The sequence below is a fragment of the Citrobacter sp. XT1-2-2 genome, from assembly GCF_023516235.1.
Lineage (GTDB): Bacteria > Pseudomonadota > Gammaproteobacteria > Enterobacterales > Enterobacteriaceae > Citrobacter > Citrobacter werkmanii.
This window is the reverse complement of sequence record NZ_CP097324.1, coordinates 3,314,509-3,340,387: the sequence shown is the minus strand read 5'-3', so window position 1 is coordinate 3,340,387 and position 25,879 is coordinate 3,314,509. Positions and strand designations below refer to the sequence as shown.

25 protein-coding genes, 5 tRNA genes and 1 other RNA gene are annotated in these 25,879 nt (G+C 51.3%); 20 read left to right on the top strand and 11 right to left on the bottom strand.

Annotated elements, in window-relative coordinates; all coding sequences use genetic code 11:
• From glsA to glmS, 8 genes are all read right to left on the bottom strand, one after another.
• Positions 1–1,002: a glutaminase A gene (gene glsA, locus M4I31_RS15990; RefSeq protein WP_085047488.1), complete on the bottom strand. Its 1,002-nt coding sequence runs from the start codon at positions 1,000–1,002 to the stop codon at positions 1–3.
• 70 nt (positions 1,003–1,072) lie between these two features.
• Entirely contained in the window at positions 1,073–2,380 is a 1,308-nt protein-coding gene (locus M4I31_RS15985; protein ID WP_038638921.1) for a dicarboxylate/amino acid:cation symporter, read from the bottom strand.
• A 168-nt stretch (positions 2,381–2,548) separates the two neighbouring features.
• Complete coding sequence (locus M4I31_RS15980; RefSeq protein ID WP_006685446.1) at positions 2,549–2,866, bottom strand: DUF4387 domain-containing protein; 318 nt, start codon at positions 2,864–2,866, stop codon at positions 2,549–2,551.
• A complete protein-coding gene (locus tag M4I31_RS15975) occupies positions 2,863–4,233 on the bottom strand; it encodes an acyclic terpene utilization AtuA family protein (RefSeq protein WP_038638923.1) in 1,371 nt (456 codons plus the stop codon). Before M4I31_RS15975 ends, M4I31_RS15980 begins: the two co-directional genes overlap by 4 nt.
• A 3-nt stretch (positions 4,234–4,236) precedes the next feature.
• Positions 4,237–5,478: a methylaspartate ammonia-lyase gene (locus M4I31_RS15970; RefSeq protein WP_038638925.1), complete on the bottom strand. Its 1,242-nt coding sequence runs from the start codon at positions 5,476–5,478 to the stop codon at positions 4,237–4,239.
• Positions 5,478–6,923, bottom strand: coding sequence for a methylaspartate mutase subunit E (locus tag M4I31_RS15965; RefSeq protein WP_038638927.1), 1,446 nt, complete (start codon positions 6,921–6,923; stop codon positions 5,478–5,480). Before M4I31_RS15965 ends, M4I31_RS15970 begins: the two co-directional genes overlap by 1 nt.
• 12 nt (positions 6,924–6,935) lie before the next feature.
• Entirely contained in the window at positions 6,936–8,330 is a 1,395-nt protein-coding gene (glmL, locus tag M4I31_RS15960) for a methylaspartate mutase accessory protein GlmL (protein ID WP_038638930.1), read from the bottom strand.
• Positions 8,330–8,779, bottom strand: coding sequence for a methylaspartate mutase subunit S (glmS, locus tag M4I31_RS15955; protein WP_038638933.1), 450 nt, complete (start codon positions 8,777–8,779; stop codon positions 8,330–8,332). Before glmS ends, glmL begins: the two co-directional genes overlap by 1 nt.
• Before the next feature lie 1,219 nt (positions 8,780–9,998).
• Between glmS and cydA the strand changes: the two genes are divergently transcribed.
• The 19 genes from cydA to pnuC all read left to right on the top strand — a co-directional run bounded on the left by cydA (position 9,999) and on the right by pnuC (position 22,220).
• Positions 9,999–11,567: a cytochrome ubiquinol oxidase subunit I gene (gene cydA / locus M4I31_RS15950; protein WP_038638936.1), complete on the top strand. Its 1,569-nt coding sequence runs from the start codon at positions 9,999–10,001 to the stop codon at positions 11,565–11,567.
• A 15-nt stretch (positions 11,568–11,582) separates the two neighbouring features.
• On the top strand, positions 11,583–12,722 hold the full coding sequence (gene cydB / locus M4I31_RS15945; protein ID WP_042309685.1) for a cytochrome d ubiquinol oxidase subunit II: 1,140 nt from the start codon (positions 11,583–11,585) through the stop codon (positions 12,720–12,722).
• A gap of 14 nt (positions 12,723–12,736) precedes the next feature.
• Complete coding sequence (gene cydX / locus M4I31_RS15940) at positions 12,737–12,850, top strand: cytochrome bd-I oxidase subunit CydX (RefSeq protein WP_061381940.1); 114 nt, start codon at positions 12,737–12,739, stop codon at positions 12,848–12,850.
• Positions 12,850–13,143 carry a cyd operon protein YbgE gene (gene ybgE, locus M4I31_RS15935; RefSeq protein ID WP_038638940.1) on the top strand — a complete coding sequence of 98 codons (294 nt, stop codon included), beginning with the start codon at positions 12,850–12,852 and terminating at the stop codon, positions 13,141–13,143. The genes cydX and ybgE overlap by 1 nt, the downstream gene beginning before the upstream one ends.
• Positions 13,144–13,418: 275 nt before the next feature.
• On the top strand, positions 13,419–13,823 hold the full coding sequence (gene ybgC, locus M4I31_RS15930) for a tol-pal system-associated acyl-CoA thioesterase (RefSeq protein WP_003831439.1): 405 nt from the start codon (positions 13,419–13,421) through the stop codon (positions 13,821–13,823).
• On the top strand, positions 13,820–14,512 hold the full coding sequence (gene tolQ / locus M4I31_RS15925; protein WP_003022976.1) for a Tol-Pal system protein TolQ: 693 nt from the start codon (positions 13,820–13,822) through the stop codon (positions 14,510–14,512). Before ybgC ends, tolQ begins: the two co-directional genes overlap by 4 nt.
• A gap of 3 nt (positions 14,513–14,515) precedes the next feature.
• Positions 14,516–14,944 carry a colicin uptake protein TolR gene (tolR, locus tag M4I31_RS15920; RefSeq protein WP_003022978.1) on the top strand — a complete coding sequence of 143 codons (429 nt, stop codon included), beginning with the start codon at positions 14,516–14,518 and terminating at the stop codon, positions 14,942–14,944.
• Positions 14,945–15,008: 64 nt separating this feature from the next.
• Positions 15,009–16,265, top strand: coding sequence for a cell envelope integrity protein TolA (tolA, locus tag M4I31_RS15915; protein WP_038638946.1), 1,257 nt, complete (start codon positions 15,009–15,011; stop codon positions 16,263–16,265).
• A 128-nt stretch (positions 16,266–16,393) separates the two neighbouring features.
• Positions 16,394–17,686 (top strand): Tol-Pal system beta propeller repeat protein TolB, encoded by a 1,293-nt coding sequence (gene tolB / locus M4I31_RS15910; protein WP_038638949.1) that lies wholly within the window; start codon positions 16,394–16,396, stop codon positions 17,684–17,686.
• Between the two features lie 34 nt (positions 17,687–17,720).
• Positions 17,721–18,239: a peptidoglycan-associated lipoprotein Pal gene (gene pal, locus M4I31_RS15905; RefSeq protein WP_006685431.1), complete on the top strand. Its 519-nt coding sequence runs from the start codon at positions 17,721–17,723 to the stop codon at positions 18,237–18,239.
• Between the two features lie 9 nt (positions 18,240–18,248).
• A complete protein-coding gene (gene cpoB / locus M4I31_RS15900) occupies positions 18,249–19,037 on the top strand; it encodes a cell division protein CpoB (protein ID WP_085047487.1) in 789 nt (262 codons plus the stop codon).
• A gap of 165 nt (positions 19,038–19,202) precedes the next feature.
• Positions 19,203–19,278, top strand: a tRNA-Lys gene (locus M4I31_RS15895).
• 137 nt (positions 19,279–19,415) lie between these two features.
• Positions 19,416–19,491 (top strand) — tRNA-Val (locus M4I31_RS15890).
• 3 nt (positions 19,492–19,494) lie between these two features.
• Positions 19,495–19,570, top strand: a tRNA-Lys gene (locus M4I31_RS15885).
• A gap of 146 nt (positions 19,571–19,716) precedes the next feature.
• Positions 19,717–19,792, top strand: a tRNA-Lys gene (locus M4I31_RS15880).
• A 132-nt stretch (positions 19,793–19,924) separates the two neighbouring features.
• A tRNA-Lys gene (locus M4I31_RS15875) sits at positions 19,925–20,000 on the top strand.
• A gap of 29 nt (positions 20,001–20,029) precedes the next feature.
• Positions 20,030–20,155: non-coding RNA, RtT sRNA (locus M4I31_RS15870), on the top strand.
• Between the two features lie 275 nt (positions 20,156–20,430).
• The gene (gene nadA / locus M4I31_RS15865; RefSeq protein WP_085047486.1) at positions 20,431–21,474 is read left to right on the top strand and encodes a quinolinate synthase NadA; all 1,044 of its coding nucleotides are present in this window, start codon (positions 20,431–20,433) and stop codon (positions 21,472–21,474) included.
• 26 nt (positions 21,475–21,500) lie between these two features.
• Positions 21,501–22,220, top strand: a complete 720-nt coding sequence (gene pnuC, locus M4I31_RS15860; RefSeq protein WP_038638959.1) for a nicotinamide riboside transporter PnuC — start codon at positions 21,501–21,503, stop codon at positions 22,218–22,220.
• On the opposite strand, the gene zitB is transcribed toward pnuC, so the two are convergent.
• A complete protein-coding gene (zitB, locus tag M4I31_RS15855; RefSeq protein WP_085047485.1) occupies positions 22,217–23,158 on the bottom strand; it encodes a CDF family zinc transporter ZitB in 942 nt (313 codons plus the stop codon). The two genes, pnuC and zitB, sit on opposite strands and share 4 nt — an antisense overlap.
• A gap of 113 nt (positions 23,159–23,271) precedes the next feature.
• Positions 23,272–23,646: a YbgS-like family protein gene (locus M4I31_RS15850; RefSeq protein WP_038638965.1), complete on the bottom strand. Its 375-nt coding sequence runs from the start codon at positions 23,644–23,646 to the stop codon at positions 23,272–23,274.
• Between the two features lie 316 nt (positions 23,647–23,962).
• Here M4I31_RS15850 and aroG point away from each other — a divergent pair, with 316 nt between their 5' ends.
• Entirely contained in the window at positions 23,963–25,015 is a 1,053-nt protein-coding gene (gene aroG, locus M4I31_RS15845; RefSeq protein ID WP_038638968.1) for a 3-deoxy-7-phosphoheptulonate synthase AroG, read from the top strand.
• Between the two features lie 105 nt (positions 25,016–25,120).
• On the opposite strand, the gene gpmA is transcribed toward aroG, so the two are convergent.
• Positions 25,121–25,873, bottom strand: a complete 753-nt coding sequence (gene gpmA / locus M4I31_RS15840) for a 2,3-diphosphoglycerate-dependent phosphoglycerate mutase (RefSeq protein ID WP_038638971.1) — start codon at positions 25,871–25,873, stop codon at positions 25,121–25,123.
• Positions 25,874–25,879: the final 6 nt, after the last annotated feature.

Here is a 25,879-nt window from a genome sequence, read left to right as displayed (position 1 = left end):
TTATTTTGCTAAAAAGACATTCGCTTCGGTCGCTTCGGCGACATATTCGATCGTTTTCTGGGCACGAACGCTGTTACCGGCTTCATCCAGCGGCGGGGAATAGACGGCTATCGCATATTCGCCTGGCACAACGGCAACCATCCCACCGCCGACGCCGCTTTTCGCCGGGATGCCTACGGTGTACAGCCACTTACCACTACCGTCGTACAAGCCGGCAATGGCCATTTCAGCCAGTACCTGCGGGACATATTTTTCATTCAGCAATTGCTTACCGTTGAACGGTGATTTGCCTTTGTTCGCGAGTACCGCGCCCATTTTGGCCAGTTGCTCAACGGTGATATCGACGGAGCACTGACGGGTATAAATTTCGACAGCGTCGTCTGTGTTGCCATAGAAGCTGTTATAGGATTCCATCAGCTTCGCCAGCGCCTGGTTGTGCTGGTTGGTTTCCATCTCGGATTTGAAAACCGGCTCGTTCACGGTGAGTGTGGCATCAGCCCAGACGTTCAGGTTGTCGAGGATTTTGTTCCAGCGATCGGTTTTATCTTTGGCTTCGATCAGGCTAACGGTGCTCATCGCCCCGGCGTTTACCAGCGGGTTTTCCGGTGCGCCTTTAGTCAGTTCTACCGCCAAACCAGAATTGAATGGCATGCCGGTGGCATTGGCCCCAAGTTTCTCCAGGACGACCTGAGGGCCATGTTGTTCCATGGCGAGCGCCAGGGTGAAGACTTTACTCAGGGATTCCATTGGGAAGGGTTTGTTAACATCGCCCACCTGATAGATCTTGCCGTCCACCGTGGCAATGGTGATGGCAAAATTTTTCGGGCTGTAGGTCGCAAGGGCAGGGATGTAGTCGGCGACTTTGCCATCGTTGTTACTTTTATATTTCTGATGTGCCTGGTCGATAATCTTTGCGTAATCCGGCGCGGTTTGCGCGAGAGTCGTTGCGCTAAACAAAACGCTGAAGGAAAAAATACTCACGCCGATAAGGGTTTTATTCATGGTGTAATCCTGTTGGTTTATTCATCATCTTGCCGGATAAGCGCGAGCGCCATCCGGCAATCGCGTGCTATCAGGACATCGCAACTTCTGACGGTTCGGTCGCCGGACGTTCTTGTTCCGGTGTCTTCACTGGCGCAGTTCCGCGACAGCCCTGGCCGAAGTGTTCACCTTCCCAACGACCTACAATGGCAGCGCCCATGGCGTTACTCATGACGTTGGTAGCGGAACGACCCATATCGAGGAATGGATCCACACCCATTAGCAGGATCAGACCGGCTTCCGGAATGTTGAACTGGTTCAGGGTAGCGGCGATAACAACCATTGATGCACGCGGTACGCCCGCCATCCCTTTCGAGGTCAGCATCAGGATCAACAGCATGGTGATTTGCTCGCCCATGCTTAGTTCGATATTGCACGCCTGAGCAATAAATACGGTGGCAAAGGAGCAGTACGCCATCGAGCCGACCAGGTTAAAGGAGTAACCGATAGGCAGAACGAAACTGGCGATTTTTGAGGAAACGCCGAATTTTTCCAGTTTGTCCAGCGTGCCTGGGAAGGCGGCTTCAGAGCTGGAGGTGGTGAAGGCCAACAGTGCTGGTTCGAGGATTGATTTCGTTAAGCGCGCGATGCAAGGCCCGACGATCATGGTGGACAGACCGATCAGGATCGCCCACAGCATACCCAGCGTCAGGTAGAACTCACCCATAAAGATCCCGGCGCTGACCATTACTCCCAGACCACGTTCGGCAATCAGACCCGAGATAGCGGCAAACACGGTCAGTGGCGCAAACAGCATGACGTAGCCCGTCAGCTTCAGCATTACGTGCACCAGTGAGTCCAGAACCTTCACGATCGGCTCGGCTTTTTCACCAATCGCAGCCAGGCTGCAACCGAGGAAAATTGAGAAGACGACGATCTGCAGAATTTCGTTACGTGCCATCGCATCAACAATACTGGTTGGTACCGCGTGCGAGATAAATACTTTCAGCGTGAACGGTTCAGATTTAACGGCGGCAACGGCCCCGGCGTCATGCGGAACAAAGTTGATGCCAGCGCCTGGCTGGAAAATATTAACGATAACCAGGCCCAGCGCGATTGACAGCAGTGAGGCGCAAATAAACAGGAAGAAGGTTTTCGAAAATATACGTCCCAGCGTTTTGGCATCGCCCATTTTGGCAATACCCACAACCAGAGTTGAAATAACCAATGGCGCGATAATCATTTTCACCATGCGTAAGAATATGGTGGTAAAAATGGAAATATCTGCTGCATAAGATTTTGCCGTTTCAGCCGCGACCATATTATTTATGGCCACCCCGGCAATCATGCCGAGTATCAGACCTAATATGATCATCTTCGTTAAACTTATTTTCTTCATGTGTACTCCATCGGATAAAGGTTGGTAATTGGAATTGTGTAGGGCGGCGCGCGCCTGAACCTGGACAGCAGTTCAGACGCACGCCTGTTGTGACCAACCGCATGAATAATTCGAAGCACTGTGATACAGCTGAATTCTGTGCTCCAATGGCTGTTATTGTGTTTTTTACTACAGGTCGAACTCAATACTTAATAATGGCGCGTGTTGCTGCGCACCATAAACATCATTGTCACCAATGTTGCCGGAGATAATATCGCGCGGCATGACAATTTTTACGGCATTCGCTGGGTCAAACCAGACAATATTATGAATAAAGTCAGGTTTGACATTATACAAACCAGCAATAAGTTGTGGCGTTAATTGTTCTGAACGCTTCACTCGCTGATAATCTTCACGGGTTTTAAATAAAATATCTAAAACCAGTTCGTACGGCCCGGCATTTTTGGAACGAATGACTTGCGCCAGCGAACAAATTGAGTGTTTCATGCCTGAACTCCTTCTGGCGTCACCTGTTCAATATGGAAATCAAAACGCAGCGCATCGCTCGCTTCAATCAGGTGATAGATCGAGAACTCATACACCGGTCCACTCTGAATATCGGATGGCGAGAACGGGAAGGCGAGGTTGCCCGCGGTCGCAATGCGATTTTCATAACCGTAGTGCAGCAGGGTAGAGCGCACCAGCGAGCAAACGCTGTTGGCGATATCCTGCGTCGGCGCGACGACGTCCAGCAAAATTCCCAGTTCATGACCGGCGGTTTTCATCGGCTCATGGTTGCCCATCACACCGTTCTTACCGTACAGGTGGAACGTCATACGGATACTGTCGTCATTCAGCGAGAGGTTACGCTTAACGCTGGCCTGTACCTCTTCGAGAATAGTGTCAATTCCGGCAATCATGATCGGGTCGCGCGTTCCGGCGATGGTCAGGCAGCGGAAGCCAACCTGACGTGCGCCTTCCAGTTTCAACGCATACGGCGTTTCTTCATGACGTGAACCGCTGACATACACTTCGCCCTCGTTAACCTGGGTGAAGGTGCACGCTTTCAGGTTCAGCACGCCGCCTGGCCCCGGCAGGAAGTACGGATCGGACTTCTCATACAGGGTGTGCGCCGCCGCGGAAGTTTCAGTGAACTTACGCTTGGGATTGAACGCTTTCAGCGTAAAGCCGTTGTCGTCAATGATCCCCATCGCACAATCTGAGCCAGAGCCAGGGGTGGCGGCAATGGCGGCACACTCAAGGATCTTACCGCAATGAAGCGCCAGACCTTCATCAAAGCCCTGCATAATCGGCAGCGCGGCGAAGCAGGCCGGATCGTAGGCTCGTCCGCCCAGTACCACCTGCGCACCGGCTTGCAGCGCGCGCTGGAATGGCTCGACGCCCATCTGCGCGACAATGTAGGTGCTGTCTTCAATTGCCTCGTGAGTCAGTTCAGGCACAAAATCGAGCGCGGTGATTTTGCCGTTATCCAGCGCCTGATGAACGATTTCTTTGTCAACATCAGACGGGATGAGCGCCATGGAGAAGGACAGTTTTTCTTCCTGGGCAATCTCATGGATTATCTGGCGACACCACTCCAGATGCGGAGCGGCGCCTGAACCACCGGCCGTGCCAATCACTACCGGGATGTTGTTCTTAACGCCTGCTACGATCATATAGCGCAGATCGCGTTTCACTCCGGCCCTGTCGGTAAAAGGTTTACCCGCCCCCAGGTAGTGAGGGCCAGGATCGGAGGAACCTGCGTCAACAGCAATAAGATCCGGTGACTCTTCCATGGCTTTACGAAAACTCTCTTCTGGGAAGCCATAACCCAGGATAGCCGTAGGCGATAAGATCTTAAATGTGCGTGCCATCTCTTAATCCTTAGTTTGCAACAGCGCGATGGTGCGGTTCATTTCGTTAAACACGATGTTGAGACCCTCATCGAAACCCATACCTGGTTTGACCAGCATGCGCATAGGACGCGCAGCCAGCGCGACGTGTACGCAGGTGCGAGCACTGATTTCCGTTTCGTTACAGGTACCGCCCTGATAGGCTTCCATCGCGTGTTTGTTGCAATACAGCACTGCGTCAACGATGTTGTGAATACCGCCCAGATCCGGGGTTTTGATCTGCACCATGTGGCAACTGCCCGCGTCGGTGAAGTCCACGATGTCCTGATAGGTGTTACACCACTCATCCGCAACGATTTTCACGCCGGAACCCAGACGGGTCAGTTCTTTGGTAATGGCGGTTAACATGCGGATCTGATCCGGCTTGTTACCGGCATCCACCGGACCTTCAATGTACAGCGGCAGGCCCTGAGCTTCCGCTTCCAGGCTGGCGATGTATTCAGCGCAGCGCACCGGATCCATATCGAAGATCAGACCGATAGTGCCATAGACATCAATGTGCAGCGTCGGGTGATAACGCTCGCTGGTGCGCAGGGTTAAGATGCGATTAGACAACCAGCGCACATACTCACGCAGCTTTTCACCTTTAAAGCCCAGCTTCTCTTCCACGTTGTTGATCAACGCGTGCGGCAGAACGTCCACGCCTTTAAGGATCATCTTGTCGACGGCGATATAACGGTCATCACCACTCTGACCAAATAATGGAATGGCTTCCGGGACGCATGGCAGTTGCCACTCGTCGCACACCACTTCAGTTTTCAGACGGCCGGTCGCCAGCGCCGCCGCGTCGAGCAGTGCCTGAGAAAGACCGTAACGGACGGCGGTATGCAGCAGATGGCCATCGATACGCAACTGATCAAAGAAGCGGGCGTTTGGCAGGAAAGCATCCACGTCACGGCCTTCCAGCAGCGGCTTGATATGATCGTTGAGGAAAGGAATAAAGTTTTCAGCCAGGAACAGCGGGTCGCGACCGCCTGCGCCTGAATATTGCACCGCAGCACAATCGCCTACCGCCACTGCGCCGTTTTCCAGAACCAACTGCACAGAAACGCATTCACCCGCCTGGCGGACAGAGGTAAAGCCAGGCGTTACCGGAGAGCCGGTATAGATAAACCCGTCATGACCGGCACCGTTTTTGATGGCCTGCTGATCGTCAAAATAAAATGAGGAGTAGCCAGCGGTGAAAAGGGCCTGTTTAATTTTCATTATGGTCTTCCTATTAATTTACTGTGGGATACGGCGTTGATGTCATCAATGACCATCTGGAAAGAAGGTTTACGGCCTTCGAAATGCGCGCGCTCTGCGACGTAGTCGTGGTGCAGGGCGAGAATGTCTTTCGGCAGCGGAACAGCGCCGGCTTCGAGAATACGGATGGCGCCTGTGTTATCGCGTACCGGCAGAATCTTCCCGGCGTTACAGGCGGCAGGGGCGAAAGGCACATCCAGCACGCCTGCTTCAAAGGCCAGCACCGTACCGCGTGCAATATCGCCATTGCCGAGTTCAAAGACTTTTTTCAGCACCGCGCGGACTTCGCTCTTGATCAGCTCGACTTCCTGTTCCACGGCTGCGCACTGCGGGAATTTCTGGTCGCTGACCATGTTGAGCATCTGGCGTGATGCTTTAAGACCCTGAGCGTTAGCGGCCGCTGTTGGGATACCGAACGCTTCGTGCGGGCTTTTGGTGATCACTTTTGTTGCGCCCGACATACCGGCAACCGCTGCGCCCCAGGCGATAACGGAGAAGGCTTTCGCTTCATCTTCCGGGAATCCGCCCATCCACTGATGGAAAACGGTGCTCAGCTCGTAATCGTCGAAGCCGTGGTTATGGAAATATTCGTGGGACAGCTCACGCAGCGCCTGAATAGCGGCGATATCCTGCGTCAGGCTACCGACCTGACCGTAGCCGACGGTGATTGACTTCACGCCCTGTTCCAGCGCCAGCAGACCTTCAATAATCGCAACCGAGTGGGACATAAATGGTGGGATCAGGGTGCCGGTCAGCGGACCAAACGGTTCGCGGTTGATGCGAATACCGTTCTCTTCATACAGACCCATCAGACGATCGCAGTACTGCCAGTCGCGGATGGATTTTTCCAGGGTGACGCGTTTGGCATAAGGGATGTTGTAAGAGATACCGCCGCCTTCGTAGCTGGTAAAGCCACTGGCCATGGCGATTTCTGCCAGCAGGCGCGCGTCCGGCGTACCGTGGCGAACCTGGATCGGTTTTTCCAGTGACTCAGTCATACGGCGGCAGGCAGCAACCCCGTGATTGACGACCGGTAAACCATTCAGCTTGGAAGTCCCTGCTTCGATGGATTTCTGGATCCCGACAGCGGCTTCTTCATAGCGGTTCAGACGGGTGTAGGCATCAATAGTACTTGGCAGGAGGTCGCACTCTTCCTGCAACGTTTTGAGCAGCGCAATATGCTCGTCCATTAACGCCACGCCTGCGCGCGGTTGGCTCAGGGTTCTACCTTCCTGATCGGCCTTCAGCAGGGCAAGGGAGAAGCGCTTTTTATCCGGAATAGATTGCTGGTACTTCACGCCATCTTCGAAGTTCTCAACGTCTTTACCGGTTTCCCAGGTTTGCAACACCTGATGCCTTTCGGTCATGAATTCGTCATGGGTCAATTTTTTATTTCGAAGTTCCATTCGTAGCTGCCTTTAGTTTTGTAGGGTTAAACACTGAATGCTGGTGCGAGCAGCGGCTTGCGGGTACAGCCTGGCGACATTTGCCAGTAGAGGGAGCAGGCCATTTGAATCGCGGTAATACTCAAACTGGTTCGGTAACAGAATTCTTTTACCCTGGTCGTCCAGCTCCCGGTATTTGAGCCAGTTATGGATATCGAACTGGCTGGCGCGAGAGAGCCATCCACCTGAACCGACGACTTTGCGTACGGTGGTGAGATCGCGACCCATCTGTAAATCCACGTTACCCACGCAGGTGCAAACCTGCTTTTTAGTGCCCGCGTGGCGCTCAGCGGCATAGCCCACGCATAAACCTGCCAGCAGAGTGTCGAAATATTTCTCCTCCTCGCTGAGTGGCAGGTAATCCGGCTGCCCAACCAAATGACGCAGGTAGCGGTAAAACGCTTCCTCGCGCTGCGGCTGTTGGGCGAAGATGACTTTCACCATTTCCTGTGTGCTTTCTCCCACCACGACGGCGGAAACGCGCATTCCCAGGTCGCCTTCAACGGTACGTTTGACGAAAGGTTCTGGAACGCCATGCAGGACGGTATCGGGGGAGAGGGTATTCGCGCTGGCCGAATAGACATCCGTGGTGGCTCCGCCCATATCAATCAGCATGAATTCCTTCCATGCGCTGTCGTAATCGCTAATGGCTTTGACTAACTCATATACCGTCCATGGCGTCGGCATTGGCTCTTCGCCTGTTTCACCGACAATGACATCCAGACCTTTGCCTTTCACAATGCGCGACAAAAACACATCACAAATCGCCTGGCGTGCGGCAAACGGATTCGGGTGATCGAGATCAGGCAGAATGTTGTCTACCGTGGTCAGATCCTTGTGTCCGAGAATCGTTTGTATTTCATCCTGAATGTCCCGGTTTCCTGCGTAGATAATGGCGCAATCCAGCTTCGAGTCTGCCAATGCACGCGCATTCGCCAGACCATAGCTTTCTTCTCCACCGTCTGTACCGCCGGTAAATAACAGGATGTCCGGTGGTGATGATTCCAGCTCCTGTATGTCATGACGGTTCAGCTTGTACGAATAATATTGCGCGATTTTCGCTCCTGCCGAATGGGCGGTAACTTTTGCCGATTCCAGCGTAATGGAGGGCACCAGCCCCATCGCTGCAACGGCGAGCCCACCTTTAGCCGAGGAGGAGTATTTCAACTGCACTTCACCACTTTTCAGTAACGGGCGAGCATCGGCAACATTCAGCACCTGATTCAGGCTGGCAAAAAAACCGTCTGCCAGATGATGTGTGGTGGTTGGGGTCAGGACATGGTTTACCAGGGTTAACTCCTCGCCTTCATGGGCGAAGAGGGCTGCCTTGGTCCAGGTCGAGCCGATATCGACAGAAACTGTTTGCATCAGATAGCCTCTTCCAGGCAACGCTGTTCGAGGCCATTGTGTTGGTGAATATCATTGGCGATAAGCGCGCAGACATCTTCCAGATCGTGGCTGGGGGCGAAGACGCGGTTAAATCCCATCTCTTTAAACTTCACTTCCACATCGGCGAAGTCATGTTTGCCTACAACCAGGTTGCCGCCGACGTACAGCAGAATGTCACCGAGTCCGCGTTCGATGCAGCGTTCACGTAACCCGAGGCAGTCAATGTCACCATGCCCGTAAATAGAGGACACCACGATGGCATCGGCGCCTGTTTCGATCGCGGCATCGATATATTCATCCTGACTCACCATCACCCCGAGGTTGATTACGTGAAAATCATGCGCAGTAAAAACGCGATCCAGAACTTTATTGCCTACTGCATGGCAGTCAGCACCGATAACGCCAATAACAAGTGTAGATTTTTTCATGGGTAATCCTCTGTAGGGCTGATGGTCAATAAGTGAAAATACTTTTCTAATATTCAGAGCTTGGATTGTGACAACCTTTTAATAGGGTTGGAGTTTCTGTGGAAGAGAAAAAGGAAGCAATTGATCTATTTTCAAAATATCCTGACAAAAATGATTGTTATATTTATTCTCATAAAAATGTGTTTGTAATCATATGGTTACTATGTGTTTTTTGTTCTGGTTTTAATTTTTTAGAAAATCGAGTAATAAATAACTTGCCATGTTTGTGATCAAAATCTTATTTTGTTGGGCGCGTCATTCAGGTAACAATTTTAATAATTTCAAAAATTCCCTTCACTAAATAACTTGTGAACAACCTAACGGTTTTTTATTTATTAATCTTATATGTCACAATTATTTCTTTGTTAAATTTAGGATAAAAATGATAATGAATTGTTTGTGTCATATTTAATCTTTGCCACAGAAGCGAAGACGCGACGTGAACGATAACTTATGGTGATGACAAAAGTGACAGGCGGACTTTCTGCGCCAGAACGCTCAATGCAATGCGTTGACCAATGGGGAGCGTTTCCGCTTCCGGTTGAGATAGTTACATCACGGTGTTAATTATAAGTAAAAATAAAATGAATAATTTGTATGAAATAACTATTCCACGCCTTGCTAAACAAAAAACTGTGAGCTACCCAGCAATAGTGACTCTTTATCTGCTGGCAATTTTATTTGCCTGGTCGGTTAAAAGACCGTGTAGATTTAAATAAATATCCTATCATTTATAGTAACGACAAATACTCATTGAAAAACATGTTGTTAACATGGTGTTCACTAGTCCTCGTAGTGTTAAACACCATTAACAACAAATTTGAAAATTGATTTAAATCAAAGTTTAAAACTTGGAAAACATCGTCAAAAGAGGTTAAATTGCTGCAGATCAAATTGGTCTGAAAGTGGTAAATTAGCTATAAATTGATCACTATCGAAAAATGCAAATTTGTCTCGATAAAAACCTGTTTATTGTAAGGATTTTACGGCGTAATATAATTGCGGGATCAATTTGAGTGTTTTATTAACATGTTTGTAACCTTTCATCATTGTCTTTTCTTCAAATGAGAAGAACGAACGGCGGCGGAAGGAAGCAGATAAATTTGTATTGGGGCATGCGTGTGACCCTTTCTAACGGGGTTCACTCTCGGAGTCTTCATGCGATGAGCAAGGAGTCATGATGTTAGATATAGTCGAACTGTCGCGCTTACAGTTTGCCTTGACCGCGATGTACCACTTCCTGTTTGTGCCACTGACGCTCGGTATGGCGTTCTTGCTGGCCATTATGGAAACGGTCTACGTCCTTTCCGGCAAACAGATTTATAAAGATATGACCAAGTTCTGGGGCAAGTTGTTTGGTATCAACTTCGCTCTGGGTGTGGCTACCGGTCTGACCATGGAGTTCCAGTTCGGGACTAACTGGTCTTACTATTCCCACTATGTAGGGGATATTTTCGGTGCGCCGCTGGCTATCGAAGGTTTGATGGCCTTCTTCCTCGAATCCACCTTTGTAGGTCTGTTCTTCTTCGGTTGGGACCGTTTGGGTAAAGTCCAGCATATGTGCGTCACCTGGCTGGTGGCACTGGGTTCTAACCTGTCCGCATTGTGGATTCTGGTAGCGAACGGCTGGATGCAAAACCCAATCGCCGCGGATTTCAACTTCGAAACCATGCGTATGGAGATGCTGAGCTTCTCCGAACTGGTGCTCAACCCGGTTGCCCAGGTGAAATTTGTTCACACGGTGGCATCAGGGTATGTCACTGGCGCGATGTTCATTCTTGGCATCAGTGCTTATTACATGCTGAAAGGCCGTGACTTTGCGTTCGCAAAACGCTCCTTCGCGATTGCTGCCAGCTTTGGTATGGCGGCTGTGCTGTCTGTTATCGTGCTGGGTGATGAATCCGGTTACGAAATGGGCGACGTACAGAAAACTAAACTCGCCGCTATTGAAGCTGAGTGGGAAACTCAACCTGCTCCTGCTGCGTTTACCTTGTTCGGTATTCCCGACCAGGATAAACAAGAAAACAAATTTGCGATTCAAATTCCTTATGCGCTGGGCATCATTGCCACCCGCTCTGTTGATACACCGGTCATTGGTCTGAAAGACCTCATGGCGCAGCATGAAGAGCGTATCCGTAACGGGATGAAGGCGTATCAGCTGCTGGAAGAATTGCGTGCGGGGTCAACCGATCAGGCTGTTCGTGACCAGTTCAACAGCATGAAGAAAGATTTGGGTTATGGTCTGCTGCTGAAACGCTATACGGACAACGTCACCGACGCAACCGAAGCGCAAATTCAACAGGCAACGAAAGATTCTATCCCTCGCGTTGCGCCGCTGTATTTCGCTTTCCGTATCATGGTGGCGTGTGGCTTCTTGCTGCTGGCCATTATTGCGCTTTCCTTCTGGAGCGTCATTCGTAACCGCATCGGTGAGAAAAAATGGCTGCTGCGTGCCGCGCTGTACGGTATTCCACTGCCGTGGATTGCTGTAGAAGCAGGTTGGTTTGTCGCCGAATATGGCCGACAACCATGGGCAATCGGCGAAGTATTACCAACGGCGGTGGCAAACTCATCGTTGACAGTAGGCGATCTGCTGTTCTCCATGATCCTGATTTGTGGCCTGTATACCCTGTTCCTGGTGGCAGAATTGTTCTTAATGTTCAAGTTTGCACGCCTCGGCCCAAGCAGCCTGAAAACCGGTCGCTATCACTTTGAGCAGTCCAATGTGACTTCTCAGCCGGCACGCTAAGACAGGAGTCGTCAAATGATCGATTATGAAGTATTGCGTTTTGTCTGGTGGCTGTTGGTCGGCATTCTGCTGATTGGTTTTGCGGTCACTGATGGCTTCGACATGGGGGTGGGCATGCTCACCCGTTTCCTCGGTCGTAATGATACCGAGCGTCGAATTATGATTAACTCCATCGCCCCGCACTGGGACGGTAACCAGGTTTGGCTCATCACCGCGGGTGGCGCTCTGTTCGCTGCCTGGCCGATGGTGTATGCCGCTGCGTTCTCTGGTTTCTATGTGGCGATGGTTCTGGTACTGGCGTCTTTATTCTTCCGTCCGGTCGGTTTTGATTACCGTTCCAAGATTGAAGACACTCGTTGGCGTAACATGTGGGACTGGGGCATTTTCATTGGTAGCTTTGTTCCGCCGCTGGTCATTGGCGTGGCGTTCGGTAACCTGTTGCAGGGTGTACCGTTCCATATCGATGAGTACCTGCGTCTGTACTACACCGGTAACTTCTTCCAGTTGCTGAATCCGTTTGGTCTGCTGGCAGGTATCGTGAGCGTTGGTATGATCATCACCCAGGGCGCGACCTACCTGCAGATGCGTACGGTTGGTGAACTGCACCTGCGTACGCGTACCACCGCGCAGGTAGCGGCGCTGGTGACTCTGGTCTGCTTCGCGCTGGCCGGCGTGTGGGTGATTTACGGTATTGACGGTTATGTTGTGACCTCTGCAGTGGATCATCATGCCGCCTCTAACCCGCTGACCAAAGAAGTGGCGCGTGTTGCTGGCGCATGGATGGTGAACTTTAATAATGCACCTGTCCTGTGGCTGGTTCCTGCACTGGGCGTGGTTCTGCCGCTGTTGACCATCCTGACTTCTCGTATGGAGAAAGGGGCATGGGCGTTCGTCTTCTCCTCACTGACGTTAGCCTGCATCATCCTGACTGCTGGTATCGCAATGTTCCCGTTTGTGATGCCATCCAGCACCATGATGAACGCGAGTCTGACCATGTGGGATGCGACTTCCAGTCAGCTGACTCTGAACGTGATGACTTATGTGGCACTGGTGTTTGTACCGATCATTCTCATCTACACCACCTGGTGTTACTGGAAAATGTTTGGTCGCATCACCAAAGAAGATATTGAACGTAACACCCATTCTCTGTACTAAGTAAGGAGCTAAATATGTGGTATTTCGCATGGATTCTGGGAACGCTTCTTGCCTGTGCATTTGGGATAATCACAGCCCTGGCGCTTGAGCACGTTGAATCAGGCAAAGCCGGACAAGAAGAAAGCTGATGATCAACCTTATCGCGATGGTTTATGCGGTAATGGACAAGCGCCCCTTGCGGGCGCTTTCCTTTGTGCTGGCAATCGTGTTGGCTGGCTGCATATTCTGGGACCCGTCACGTTTCGCGGCCAAAACCAGTGAGCTTGAAATCTGGCATGGTTTTCTGCTGATGTGGGCTGTCTGCGCTGGCATCATTCACGGCGTTGGCTTTCGTCCTCGCGCGGTGCACTGGCAGGGCATCTTCTGCCCGCTGATCGCGGATATCGTCCTCGTTGTTGGTCTGATTTTCTTCTTCTTTTGAATAAGAAACATCCTTAAATATTTATGGGCTTGCATAAGCCCATAATTTTTTACTCTCCGTTTACTTTCCCCCATTCCAAAGCACCATTCCCGCGCGTATAGTAGCGAAGTTTGAAAGCACTAACCTTTTGTTGCATTACCGGGATGTACAGTGAAGACAGCGCGATATACAACGACATTCTTGAAGCATCGCGGCGGCAAAAACGCGAGTCACCAGGCGCTTACCAGGGTAAGCAACGGGTGTGAGTGGACGAAGCCAACAAAGAGGCAGTAAGAATGAATAAGTATATGTTTCGATGGCCGGTTCGTGTCTACTATGAAGACACTGATGCCGGTGGGGTGGTTTACCACGCCAGCTACGTCGCTTTTTATGAAAGAGCACGCACAGAGATGCTGCGTCATCATCACTTCAGTCAGCAGGTGCTGCTGGCAGAGCGCGTAGCCTTTGTGGTGCGCAAGATGACTCTTGAGTATTTTGCGCCTGCGCGGCTCGACGATATGCTCGAAGTCCAAACCGAAATTACGTCAATGCGTGGCACCTCATTGGTTTTCACGCAACGCATTGTCAACGCAGAGAACACCGTGCTGAATGAAGCCGAAGTTCTGATTGTTTGCGTTGATCCACTCAAAATGAAGCCTCGTGCGCTTCCCAAGTCTATTGTCGCGGAGTTTAAGCAGTGACTGACATGAATATCCTTGATTTGTTCCTGAAGGCAAGCCTTCTGGTTAAACTTATCATGTTGATTTTGATTGGTTTCTCAATCGCATCCTGGGCCATTATTATCCAGCGGACCCGTATTCTGAATGCCGCTTCACGTGAAGCAGAAGCATTTGAAGACAAGTTCTGGTCTGGTATTGAGTTGTCACGCCTGTATCAGGAAAGTCAGGGGCGTCGTGATAATTTGGCGGGATCGGAACAAATTTTTTATAGCGGATTCAAAGAATTTGCGCGTTTGCACAGGGCCAATAGCCATGCGCCGGAAGCGGTCGTTGAGGGGGCATCCCGTGCGATGCGAATCTCGATGAACCGTGAACTGGAAACGCTGGAAACGCATATTCCATTCCTCGGCACCGTCGGCTCCATCAGTCCGTATATCGGTCTGTTCGGTACCGTTTGGGGGATCATGCACGCGTTTATCGCGCTGGGCGCGGTAAAACAGGCAACGCTGCAAATGGTCGCACCGGGTATCGCGGAAGCGTTGATTGCGACGGCTATCGGTCTGTTTGCGGCAATCCCGGCGGTTATGGCTTACAACCGACTGAATCAGCGCGTGAACAAGCTGGAACTGAATTACGACAACTTTATGGAAGAGTTTACCGCGATTCTGCACCGCCAGGCGTTTACCGTTAGCGAGAGCAACAAGGGGTAAGCCATGGCCAGAACGCGTGGACGAGGTCGTCGCGAACTTAAGTCCGAAATCAATATTGTACCGCTACTCGACGTACTGTTGGTGCTGCTGCTGATCTTTATGGCAACCGCGCCGATCATTACCCAGAGTGTGGAAGTCGATCTGCCGGATGCGACCGAATCGCAAGCCGTCAGCAGTAACGACGAACCTCCGGTCATTATTGAAGTTTCCGGTATTGGGCAATACAGCGTGGTGGTTGAAAAAGATCGTATGGATCAACTGCCGCCGGAGCAGGTTATTGCGGAAGCGAAAAGCCGCCTGCAGACCAATCCGAAAACGGTCTTTTTAATCGGTGGTGCGAAAGACGTGCCTTATGATGAAATAATTAAAGCGCTGAACTTGTTACACAGTGCAGGCGTGAAATCGGTTGGCTTGATGACGCAGCCAATCTGATGTCTGCGTATTGCTGGCTTGAAAGATAGCGCGTAACAGGCGAACAGTTTTTTGGGAACCGAGAGTGTCAAAGGCAACCGAACAAAACGACAAGCTCAAAAGGGCGATAATTATTTCAGCGGTGCTGCATGTCATTTTATTTGCAGCGCTGATCTGGAGTTCGTTCGATGAGCACATTGATGCTTCAGCCGGCGGCGGTGGCGGTTCGTCCATCGACGCCGTTATGGTTGATCCTGGCGCCGTTGTGCAACAGTACGACAGGCAGCAGCAACAGCAGGCAAGTGCGAAACGTGCAGAAGAGCAGCGTGAAAAACAGGCGCAGCAGCAGGCTGAAGAACTTCGCGAGAAACAGGCCGCTGAGCAAGAGCGCCTGAAGCAGCTGGAAAAAGAACGTTTAGCCGCGCAGGAAAAAGTGCGCGAACAAGCGGAACAGCAGAAACAGGCTGAAGCTGCCGCCGCGAAAGCGCAAGAGCAGCAGAAACAGGCTGAAGAAGCTGCGGCGAAGGCTGCTGCAGACGCGAAGGCCAAGGCGGATGCACAGGCGAAACAAGCGGCAGATGCCGCGAAGAAAGCCGCTGCGGACGCACAGAAAAAAGCTGAGGCTGAAGCCGCTAAAGCCGCCGCTGATGCGAAGAAAGTTGCCGAAGCACAAGCCGCTAAGGCTGCCGCAGACGCCGCGAAGAAAGCCCAGGCTGAAGCTGCTAAGCAAGCTGCAGCAGAAAAAGCTGCCGCCGAAAAAGCAGAAAAAGCCGCTGCCGCAAAAGCAGCAGCTGCTGAAAAAGCGGCGGCTGAAAAGAAAGCTGCTGCGGAAAAAGCCGCTGCAGACAAGAAAGCTGCCGCTGACAAAGCTGCTGCTGACAAGAAAGCTGCGGCAGATAAAGCCGCTGCTGCGAAAAAAGCGGCTGCTGAGAAGGCCGCTGCGGCCTCGGGCGTTGACGACCTGTTGGGTGACTTAAGCTCCGGTAAGAATGCGCCGAAATCAGGTGGTGGAGCGAAAGGAAACGGTCAGCCGGCGAAAGATAGTGGTACAAGTGGTGCAAATGGCGGCGCATCTGGCGCTGATATCAGTGCTTACGCCTCTCAAATTCGTAATGCGATCCAGAGCCGTCTGTATGGTGCTGATTTGTATGCGGGCAAATCTTGCGTACTACATATCAAGTTAGCACCCGATGGTCTGTTACTGGATGTGACCGAAGAGGGCGGCGATCCGGCATTGTGCCAGGCTGCGCTGACGGCTGCGAAAACAGCCAGAATTCCTAAACCGCCTAGCCAGGCTGTTTATGAAAAAGTAAAAGATGCCAAACTGGACTTTAAACTGTAATAACAACCCCTGAGAAATCGGGGGAAACAGTCTAAGGTTGAGACAGAGTTCTGGTAGTTTTGTGTATTTGAGTTTGTTAACATTCTGCTAAATTATCGTGGGCGTTCCGTCCAGATAAGGGAGATATGATGAAGCAGGCATTACGAGTAGCATTTGGTTTTCTGATGCTGTGGGCAGCAGTGCTGCATGCAGAAGTACGTATCGAGATCACCCAGGGGGTGGACTCGGCACGCCCGATTGGCGTTGTCCCATTCCAGTGGGCAGGGCCGGGTGCTGCACCTGAAGATATCGGTGGTATCGTAGGCGCTGACCTGCGTAACAGCGGTAAATTTAACCCATTAGACCGTTCTCGTCTGCCGCAGCAGCCGGGCACCGCGGCGGAAGTTCAACCTGCTGCATGGTCTGCGCTGGGTATTGATGCCGTCGTGGTCGGGCAGGTAACGCCGAATCCGGATGGCTCCTACAGCGTGGCTTATCAACTGGTTGATACCGGCGGCGCGCCGGGTACCGTACTGGCGCAGAACACCTATAAAGTGAACAAGCAATGGCTGCGTTACGCGGGCCATACAGCCAGTGACGAAGTATTTGAAAAACTGACCGGCATTAAGGGCGCATTCCGTACCCGTATCGCGTATGTTGTCCAGACCAACGGCGGTCAGTTCCCGTACGAATTACGCGTGTCCGACTACGATGGTTACAACCAGTTCGTGGTTCACCGTTCTCCGCAGCCGCTGATGTCTCCGGCGTGGTCTCCGGACGGTTCAAAACTGGCTTACGTGACCTTCGAAAGCGGTCGTTCTGCGCTGGTTATTCAGACGTTGTCTAATGGCGCTGTTCGTCAGGTCGCTTCTTTCCCGCGTCACAACGGCGCACCTGCGTTTTCTCCGGATGGCAGCAAACTGGCGTTTGCCCTGTCTAAAACCGGTAGCCTGAACCTGTATGTCATGGACATTGGTTCTGGTCAAATCCGTCAGGTGACGGATGGTCGCAGCAACAACACTGAACCTACCTGGTTCCCGGACAGCCAGAATCTGGCCTTTACTTCTGACCAGGCCGGTCGTCCGCAGGTATACAAAGTTAACGTCAACGGCGGTGCTCCGCAGCGTATTACCTGGGAAGGTTCGCAAAACCAGGATGCGGATGTGAGCAGCGACGGTAAATTTATGGTAATGGTAAGCTCGGCTAACGGTCAGCAACACATTGCCAAACAAGATCTGGTAGCGGGTGGCGTACAAGTTCTGTCGTCAACGTTCCTGGATGAAACGCCAAGTCTGGCACCTAACGGCACTATGGTAATCTACAGCTCTTCTCAGGGGATGGGATCCGTGCTGAATTTGGTTTCTACAGATGGGCGTTTCAAAGCGCGTCTTCCGGCAACTGATGGTCAGGTTAAATTCCCTGCCTGGTCGCCGTATCTGTGATAATAAATAATTGATTAATAAAGGAATCATTGAAATGCAACTGAACAAAGTGCTGAAAGGGCTGATGATTGCTCTGCCTGTTATGGCTATTGCGGCATGTTCTTCTAACAAGAACGCCAGCAATGACGGCAGCGAAGGCATGCTGGGTGCCGGCACTGGTATGGATGCAAACGGCAGCGGCAACATGTCTTCTGAAGAGCAAGCGCGTCTTCAGATGCAGCAGCTGCAGCAGAACAACATCGTTTACTTCGATCTGGACAAGTACGATATCCGTTCTGACTTCGCTGCAATGCTGGATGCGCACGCTAACTTCCTGCGTAGCAACCCGTCTTACAAAGTCACCGTAGAAGGTCATGCGGACGAACGTGGTACTCCTGAGTACAACATTTCCCTGGGTGAGCGTCGTGCAAACGCCGTTAAGATGTACCTGCAGGGTAAAGGCGTTTCTGCTGACCAGATCTCCATCGTTTCTTACGGTAAAGAAAAACCTGCAGTACTGGGTCATGACGAAGCGGCTTACTCCAAAAACCGTCGTGCCGTACTGGTTTACTAAGAGAATTGCATGAGCAGTAACTTCAGACATCATCTGTTGAGTCTGTCGTTACTGGTTGGCATAGCGGCCCCCTGGGCCGCTTTTGCACAGGCGCCAATCAGTAGTGTCGGCTCAGGCTCGGTCGAAGACCGTGTCACTCAACTCGAGCGCATTTCTAACGCTCACAGTCAGCTTTTAACCCAACTCCAGCAACAACTCTCCGATAATCAGTCCGATATTGACTCTCTGCGTGGTCAAATTCAGGAAAATCAGTATCAACTGAATCAGGTTGTTGAACGTCAGAAACAGATATTGCTGCAGATGAATAATCTTGGCAGCGGTAGCGCGCCTGCGGCGCAGTCTGCGGGTGGGGATCAGAGCGGGGCGGCGGCCTCTGCGCCTGATGCGGGGGCTGCGGCAACGTCAGGGGCTCCGGCACAAACTGGCGATGCGAATACCGATTACAATGCAGCAATCGCCCTGGTACAGGATAAATCCCGTCAGGATGACGCGATTGAAGCATTTCAGAACTTCATCAAAAAGTACCCGGACTCTACTTACCTGCCAAATGCCAATTATTGGCTGGGTCAGTTGAATTACAACAAGGGTAAAAAAGATGATGCCGCGTTCTATTTCGCTTCGGTAGTTAAAAACTTCCCAAAATCACCTAAGGCTGCAGACGCGATGTATAAAGTCGGCGTCATCATGCAGGACAAGGGCGACACAGCAAAAGCTAAAGCGGTTTATCAGCAGGTTATCACTAAATATCCTGGCACTGATGGCGCGAAACAAGCGCAAAAACGCCTTAACGCGATGTAATGACCACCATGCGACCAGAAATCGTGTTATTTCTGGTCGCGTCGTGTGATTCCTAAGCAGTTGAGTTATTTACCTCGAAATTTTTGTTGCGCTAAAATCTGAAATCAGTAATATATGCCGCCGTTGCCAAGGGATATCAAACAGCCTGAAAGCGGCGAAAAAAGTGGGTCGTTAGCTCAGTTGGTAGAGCAGTTGACTTTTAATCAATTGGTCGCAGGTTCGAATCCTGCACGACCCACCAATCGTTCTGGTGGAACGCGATAGTAAAACGTTAAGGATAACGTTGCGTAAGCAACGGCCCGTAGGGCGAGACGAAGTCGAGTCATCCTGCACGACCCACCACTAACTCAGTTAGTAAGTAGTATCCAGCGTAGTATCGGGTGATTAGCTCAGCTGGGAGAGCACCTCCCTTACAAGGAGGGGGTCGGCGGTTCGATCCCGTCATCACCCACCACTCGGGGCGTTAGCTCAGTTGGTAGAGCAGTTGACTTTTAATCAATTGGTCGCAGGTTCGAATCCTGCACGCCCCACCAACTTTAACATCGTACTCAGATGTTAAACGTGAAGGATAACGTTGCTTTAGCAACGGCCCGCCAGGGCGAGACGAAGTCGAGTCATCCTGCACGCCCCACCAATTCCTGGTGGTTCCGAGTAAAATTTTTTCAGGTGACATCCGAGCGGGTCGTTAGCTCAGTTGGTAGAGCAGTTGACTTTTAATCAATTGGTCGCAGGTTCGAATCCTGCACGACCCACCAATGTTTCTGGTGAAAGCGATAGTAAGCCGTGAAGGATAACGTTGCGTAAGCGACGGCCCGTAGGGCGAGGCGAAGCCGAGTCATCCTGCACGACCCACCATCCTGAAAGTATAAAGAAGTAAACCCTATAAGGGGGCGTTAGCTCAGTTGGTAGAGCAGTTGACTTTTAATCAATTGGTCGCAGGTTCGAATCCTGCACGCCCCACCAGTGTAAAAAGGCGCCCTAAAGGCGCCTTTTTGCTATCTGCAATATGAAAGATTCGAACCTGCAGCAGGTTCGGGTCGAACGTAGTGAGACAACGGAGCCGTTTACGGCGACGACCCGAAGGGCGAGCGAAGCGAGTCATCCTGCACGCCCCACCAGTGTAAAAAGGGCGCTGGCGGCGCCTTTTTGCTATCTGCAATATGAAAGATTCGAACCTGCTTGCCTGATGCGCTTCGCTTATCAGGCTTACGGGTGCCAAATGTAGGCCGGATAAGACGCCAGTCGCCATCCGGTACTCATCACACGCAATTATTGTGACTTTTCTGCACTAATCCGCTATCTTGTTTAGCATATAAAACAAACTAAACCGAATATGGCGTGTGTCACGCTTTTAATCGGTTATTTCGTTAAGCCAGTAAAACGAGAAAGCAAGATGAGCGTGATGTTTGATCCTGAAGCTGCAATTTATCCATTTCCGCCGAAGCCAGCACCGCTGAGTGCGGACGAAAAACAATTTTACCGTGAAAAAATCAAGCGCCTGCTGAAAGAGCGTGATGCCGTTATGGTCGCGCACTATTACACCGATCCTGAAATCCAACAGTTGGCCGAAGAGACCGGCGGCTGTATTTCTGATTCTCTGGAGATGGCGCGGTTCGGCTCAAAACATCCCGCTTCTACGCTGTTGGTTGCGGGCGTGAGATTTATGGGAGAAACCGCCAAAATTCTCAGCCCGGAAAAGACCATCCTGATGCCAACCCTGCAGGCAGAATGTTCATTAGATCTGGGTTGTCCGATTGATGCGTTCAGCGCGTTTTGCGACGCGCATCCGGATCGCACCGTAGTGGTTTACGCCAATACCTCAGCAGCAGTTAAAGCACGTGCCGACTGGGTCGTGACCTCCAGTATTGCGGTTGAACTTATTGAGCATCTTGATAGTTTGGGTGAAAAAATCATCTGGGCCCCGGACAGACATCTGGGCAACTACGTGCAAAAACAGACCGGTGCAGACGTTCTTTGTTGGCAGGGGGCGTGTATCGTCCACGACGAGTTTAAAACTCAGGCTTTAACACGCATGAAAGCGCTTTACCCCAATGCCGCCGTGCTGGTGCATCCTGAGTCCCCTCAGTCCATCGTTGATATGGCCGATGCGGTCGGGTCAACCAGCCAGTTAATCAACGCAGCAAAATCGTTACCGCACCAGCAACTGATAGTGGCGACAGACCGGGGTATTTTTTACAAAATGCAGCAAGCTGTTCCCGATAAAGAGTTGCTTGAAGCGCCAACGGCAGGCGAAGGGGCAACCTGTCGCAGTTGCGCACATTGTCCGTGGATGGCGATGAACGGCCTCAAGGCGATTGCTGAGGGTCTGGAGCAAGGGGGGACTGCTCACGAGATACATGTAGATGCAGCGCTGCGAGAAGGTGCATTGCTGCCGTTAAACCGCATGTTGGAATTTGCGGCTACACTTCGGGCTTAATTAATTTATTTGCTCTGGGGGAAAAGATGGACTTTTTTAGCACGCAGAACATTCTGGTACATATTCCGATCGGTGCGGGCGGTTACGATCTGTCGTGGATCGAAGCCGTGGGGACGATCGCCGGGTTATTGTGTATTGGCCTGGCGAGCCTTGAGAAAATCAGTAATTACGTCTTCGGACTGATAAACGTCACGCTGTTTGCGATTATCTTCTTTCAGATCCAGCTCTATGCCAGCCTGTTGCTGCAGGTTTTCTTTTTTGCCGCGAATATCTACGGCTGGTATGCCTGGTCCCGGCAAACCAACCAGCATGAGGCAGAGTTGAAAATACGCTGGTTGCCTTTACCGAAAGCGATCGGTTGGCTGGCTGCTTGCGTGGTGGCGATTGGCCTGATGTCGGTCTATATCGATCCGGTGTTTGCATTTTTGACACGTATTGCCGTGAACATTATGCAGGGGCTGGGATTACAGGTAGCGGCTCCAGAGTTGCAACCCGATGCATTCCCGTTCTGGGATTCCTGCATGATGGTGCTGTCGATTGTGGCGATGATCCTGATGACGCGCAAATACGTTGAAAACTGGCTGTTGTGGGTGATCATTAACGTCATTAGCGTAGTGATCTTTGCTCTGCAAGGCGTATATGCCATGTCACTGGAATATATGATCCTGACGGTTATCGCCCTGAACGGAAGCAGGTTGTGGATTAACAGCGCGCGTGAGCGGGGTTCCCACGCGCTGTCCCATTAATGGTGATGATGTGCATGGCCGGACACGCCCTGATACAGGTGGCAGTCCGGCCCATTGCACGGCTGATATTCCATCTGGATCGTGGCGTGTTCAATCTGGTAGTGATGAATCAGGAAATGTTGAATACGCTCCAGCAGCGCGTCGTGATCGTGCGGCGGGACCACCTGCACATGCAGCGTCATGACCGGTTTTTCACCTACCATCCAGACGTGTACATGATGCACATTGCGAACTTCGGGGATATCCCGGCTGAGATGGCGCTGCAAGGCGGCAATATCCAATGTAAGCGGAGCGCCTTCCAGTAATTCATTTACGCTATCTTTCAATAACCGCCAGGCGCTACGCAGTACCAGCACGGAAACCAGAATCGAGAGAATTGGGTCCGCTGGCGTCCAGCCCGTCCAGATAATAATCAGCGCAGCGATGATTGCTCCAACCGAGCCGAGCAAATCGCCCATTACGTGTAGCGCTGCGGCGCGGACGTTAAGGTTTTTCTCTTCACTGCCGCGATGTAAAACCCAAAAAGCGAGCACGTTCGCCAGTAAACCCGCGACAGCAATGATCATCATCATGCCGCCCGCTACGGGACGTGGCGTATGGAAGCGCTCAATCGCCTCCCAGACGATTAAAATGGTGATCACAACCAATGCGATGGCGTTAACAAACGCGGCTAATGTTGTGAGTCTCAACCAGCCGAAAGTGTGCCTTATAGTGGGCGGGCGTCTGGAGAACTGGACCGCCAGCAGGGCAAATAGAAGCGCGGCGGCATCTGTGAGCATATGTCCGGCATCAGCCAGTAACGCCAGCGAGCCTGAAATAATTCCACCCACCACTTCAACCAGCATAAATCCGGCTGTAATGCAGAATGCGAAAAGCAATCTGCGGGCATTATTGTCCTTAGTTTGCTCAGGGGAAGTATGAGTATGTGAGTGCGCCATTATGCCATCCCTTTGTTATTCTCACCTTTACTGTATGTCATGATACCGTTTTTGGGATGATAAAATTAAAAAGGAGAGCTATTGCTCTCCCGTTATTAGCTTTATTTTCAGCGTTACTGGGTAGTACCGTCAGTTTTGGTGTCGGCATCATTATTGATGCCGTTTCCGGTCTCAACTTTTTTATTCACATCCGGGCAGCGTCCGTCCTTACACATGGTGTTTTTATGCACCTCGTCTTTGGTCATTCCTTCATGGTTCATTGATGAACCGTCCGGATGCAGCATTGTGCCACCCGAATTCACGTTGTTGTTATCGACATTATTTGGCGCAACGTTTTCGCGCGCGTCTGGCGCGACTTGACCGGCATCTGCCGCGGAATTTGCCTGGCCGTTATTCGACTGCGTGTTGGTGTCAGCTGCGAGCGCCGCGCCGCTGGCGAGGCTGAGTGTGGCCGTCAAAAAGAGTGAAGTCAGCTTTGTCATATGCATATTATGCTCCTGTTATGATTGAGATGTCGGATAACGTCTTCCAACAGTGCATGTGCCAGTAAATCAGCAGGACATGGTTAATAGTTTTGCTATGCAAATTAAAACCAGCATAGAATCTTGAAATTTATGAGAATTTAAGCTGTTGCAGTTATAAATTGTAGTCTGGATCTCTTTTTTCGCTACTTTATTGCGTTTTTTGGGCCTATTCCAGGATTAATCCGTCCAAAGTGTAAAACCCCGTTTACACTTTATGACTGAAGATATAGATTGGAGGGATTGCATTCATTTATATAAGTATGGCAACGCTGGAATAATCATGAATTATCAGAACGACGATTTACGCATTAAAGAGATCAACGAATTATTACCCCCGGTCGCACTGCTGGAAAAATTCCCCGCTACTGAAAATGCCGCCAATACGGTGGCGCATGCCCGTAAGGCGATTCATAAAATTCTCAAAGGCAGTGACGATCGTCTGCTGGTGGTGATTGGGCCGTGTTCTATTCATGATCCGGCAGCGGCTAAAGAGTATGCCGCTCGCTTGCTGGCGCTACGTGAAGAGTTAAAAGGCGAACTTGAAATCGTCATGCGCGTCTATTTTGAAAAACCGCGTACAACCGTAGGCTGGAAAGGACTTATCAACGATCCGCACATGGATAACAGCTTCCAGATCAACGACGGTCTGCGCATTGCCCGTAAACTGCTGCTGGATATCAACGACAGTGGTTTGCCGGCCGCAGGCGAGTTCCTGGATATGATCACCCCACAATATCTTGCCGATCTTATGAGCTGGGGCGCGATTGGCGCACGTACTACAGAATCTCAGGTACACCGTGAATTGGCGTCAGGTTTGTCCTGCCCGGTTGGTTTTAAAAACGGTACTGATGGCACCATCAAAGTCGCCATTGATGCAATCAATGCTGCCGGGGCGCCGCATTGCTTCCTGTCTGTAACCAAATGGGGCCATTCGGCGATTGTGAATACCAGCGGTAATGGCGATTGCCATATCATTCTGCGCGGCGGCAAAGAGCCGAACTACAGCGCTCAGCACGTTGCCGACGTGAAAGAAGGTTTGGTCAAAGCGGGGCTTTCTCCGCAGGTGATGATCGACTTTAGCCATGCCAACTCCAGCAAGCAGTTCAAAAAGCAGATGGATGTTGCGAAAGACGTTTGCGGGCAGGTTGCCGGTGGCGAGAAAGCAATTATTGGCGTGATGATTGAAAGCCATCTGGTTGAAGGTAATCAGAACCCGGATAGCGGTGAACCCCTGACCTACGGCAAGAGCATCACCGATGCCTGCATTGGCTGGGAAGATACCGATGCGGTGTTACGCCAGTTGGCGGAAGCGGTAAAAGCGCGCCGCGGGTAAAAAACTCATCCGGGTTAGCCTCGGTAGGCCGGATAAGGCAACGCCGCCATCCGGCAATAAAAAAAGCGTGGAGCATTCCACGCTTTTTTATTGGGAGCGAAAAAATTACTTCGCTTTACCCTGGTTAGCAACGGCTGCGGCTTTTGCCGCGATCTCGTCAGCGTTACCCAGATAGTAGTGTTTAATCGGCTTAAAGTTTTCGTCAAACTCATACACCAGCGGTACGCCGGTCGGGATGTTCAGTTCGAGGATTTCATCTTCGCTCATGTTATCCAGGTACTTCACCAGCGCGCGCAGGGAGTTACCGTGAGCAGCGATAATTACGCGCTCACCGCTTTTCATACGCGGCAGAATGGTTTCGTTCCAGTAAGGAATCACGCGATCGATGGTCAGCGCCAGGCTTTCGGTGAGCGGTAGTTCTTTGTCAGTCAGTTTGGCATAACGCGGGTCGTGACCCGGATAACGCTCGTCATCTTTGGTCAGTTCCGGCGGGGTGACCGCAAAGCCGCGACGCCATTGCTTAACCTGCTCGTCACCGTATTTTTCAGCGGTTTCTGCTTTGTTCAGACCCTGTAGCGCGCCGTAATGACGCTCGTTCAGTTTCCAGGATTTCTCAACCGGCAGCCAGGCCTGATCCAGTTCGTCCAGTACGTTCCATAGGGTATGGATGGCACGTTTCAGCACAGAGGTATAGGCAAAATCGAAGCTATAGCCTTCCTCTTTCAACAGTTTACCGGCCGCTTTTGCTTCACCTACGCCTTTCTCGGACAGATCAACGTCATACCAACCGGTAAAACGGTTTTCGTTGTTCCACTGACTTTCACCGTGTCGTACCAGAACCAGCTTAGTTACAGCCATACACTC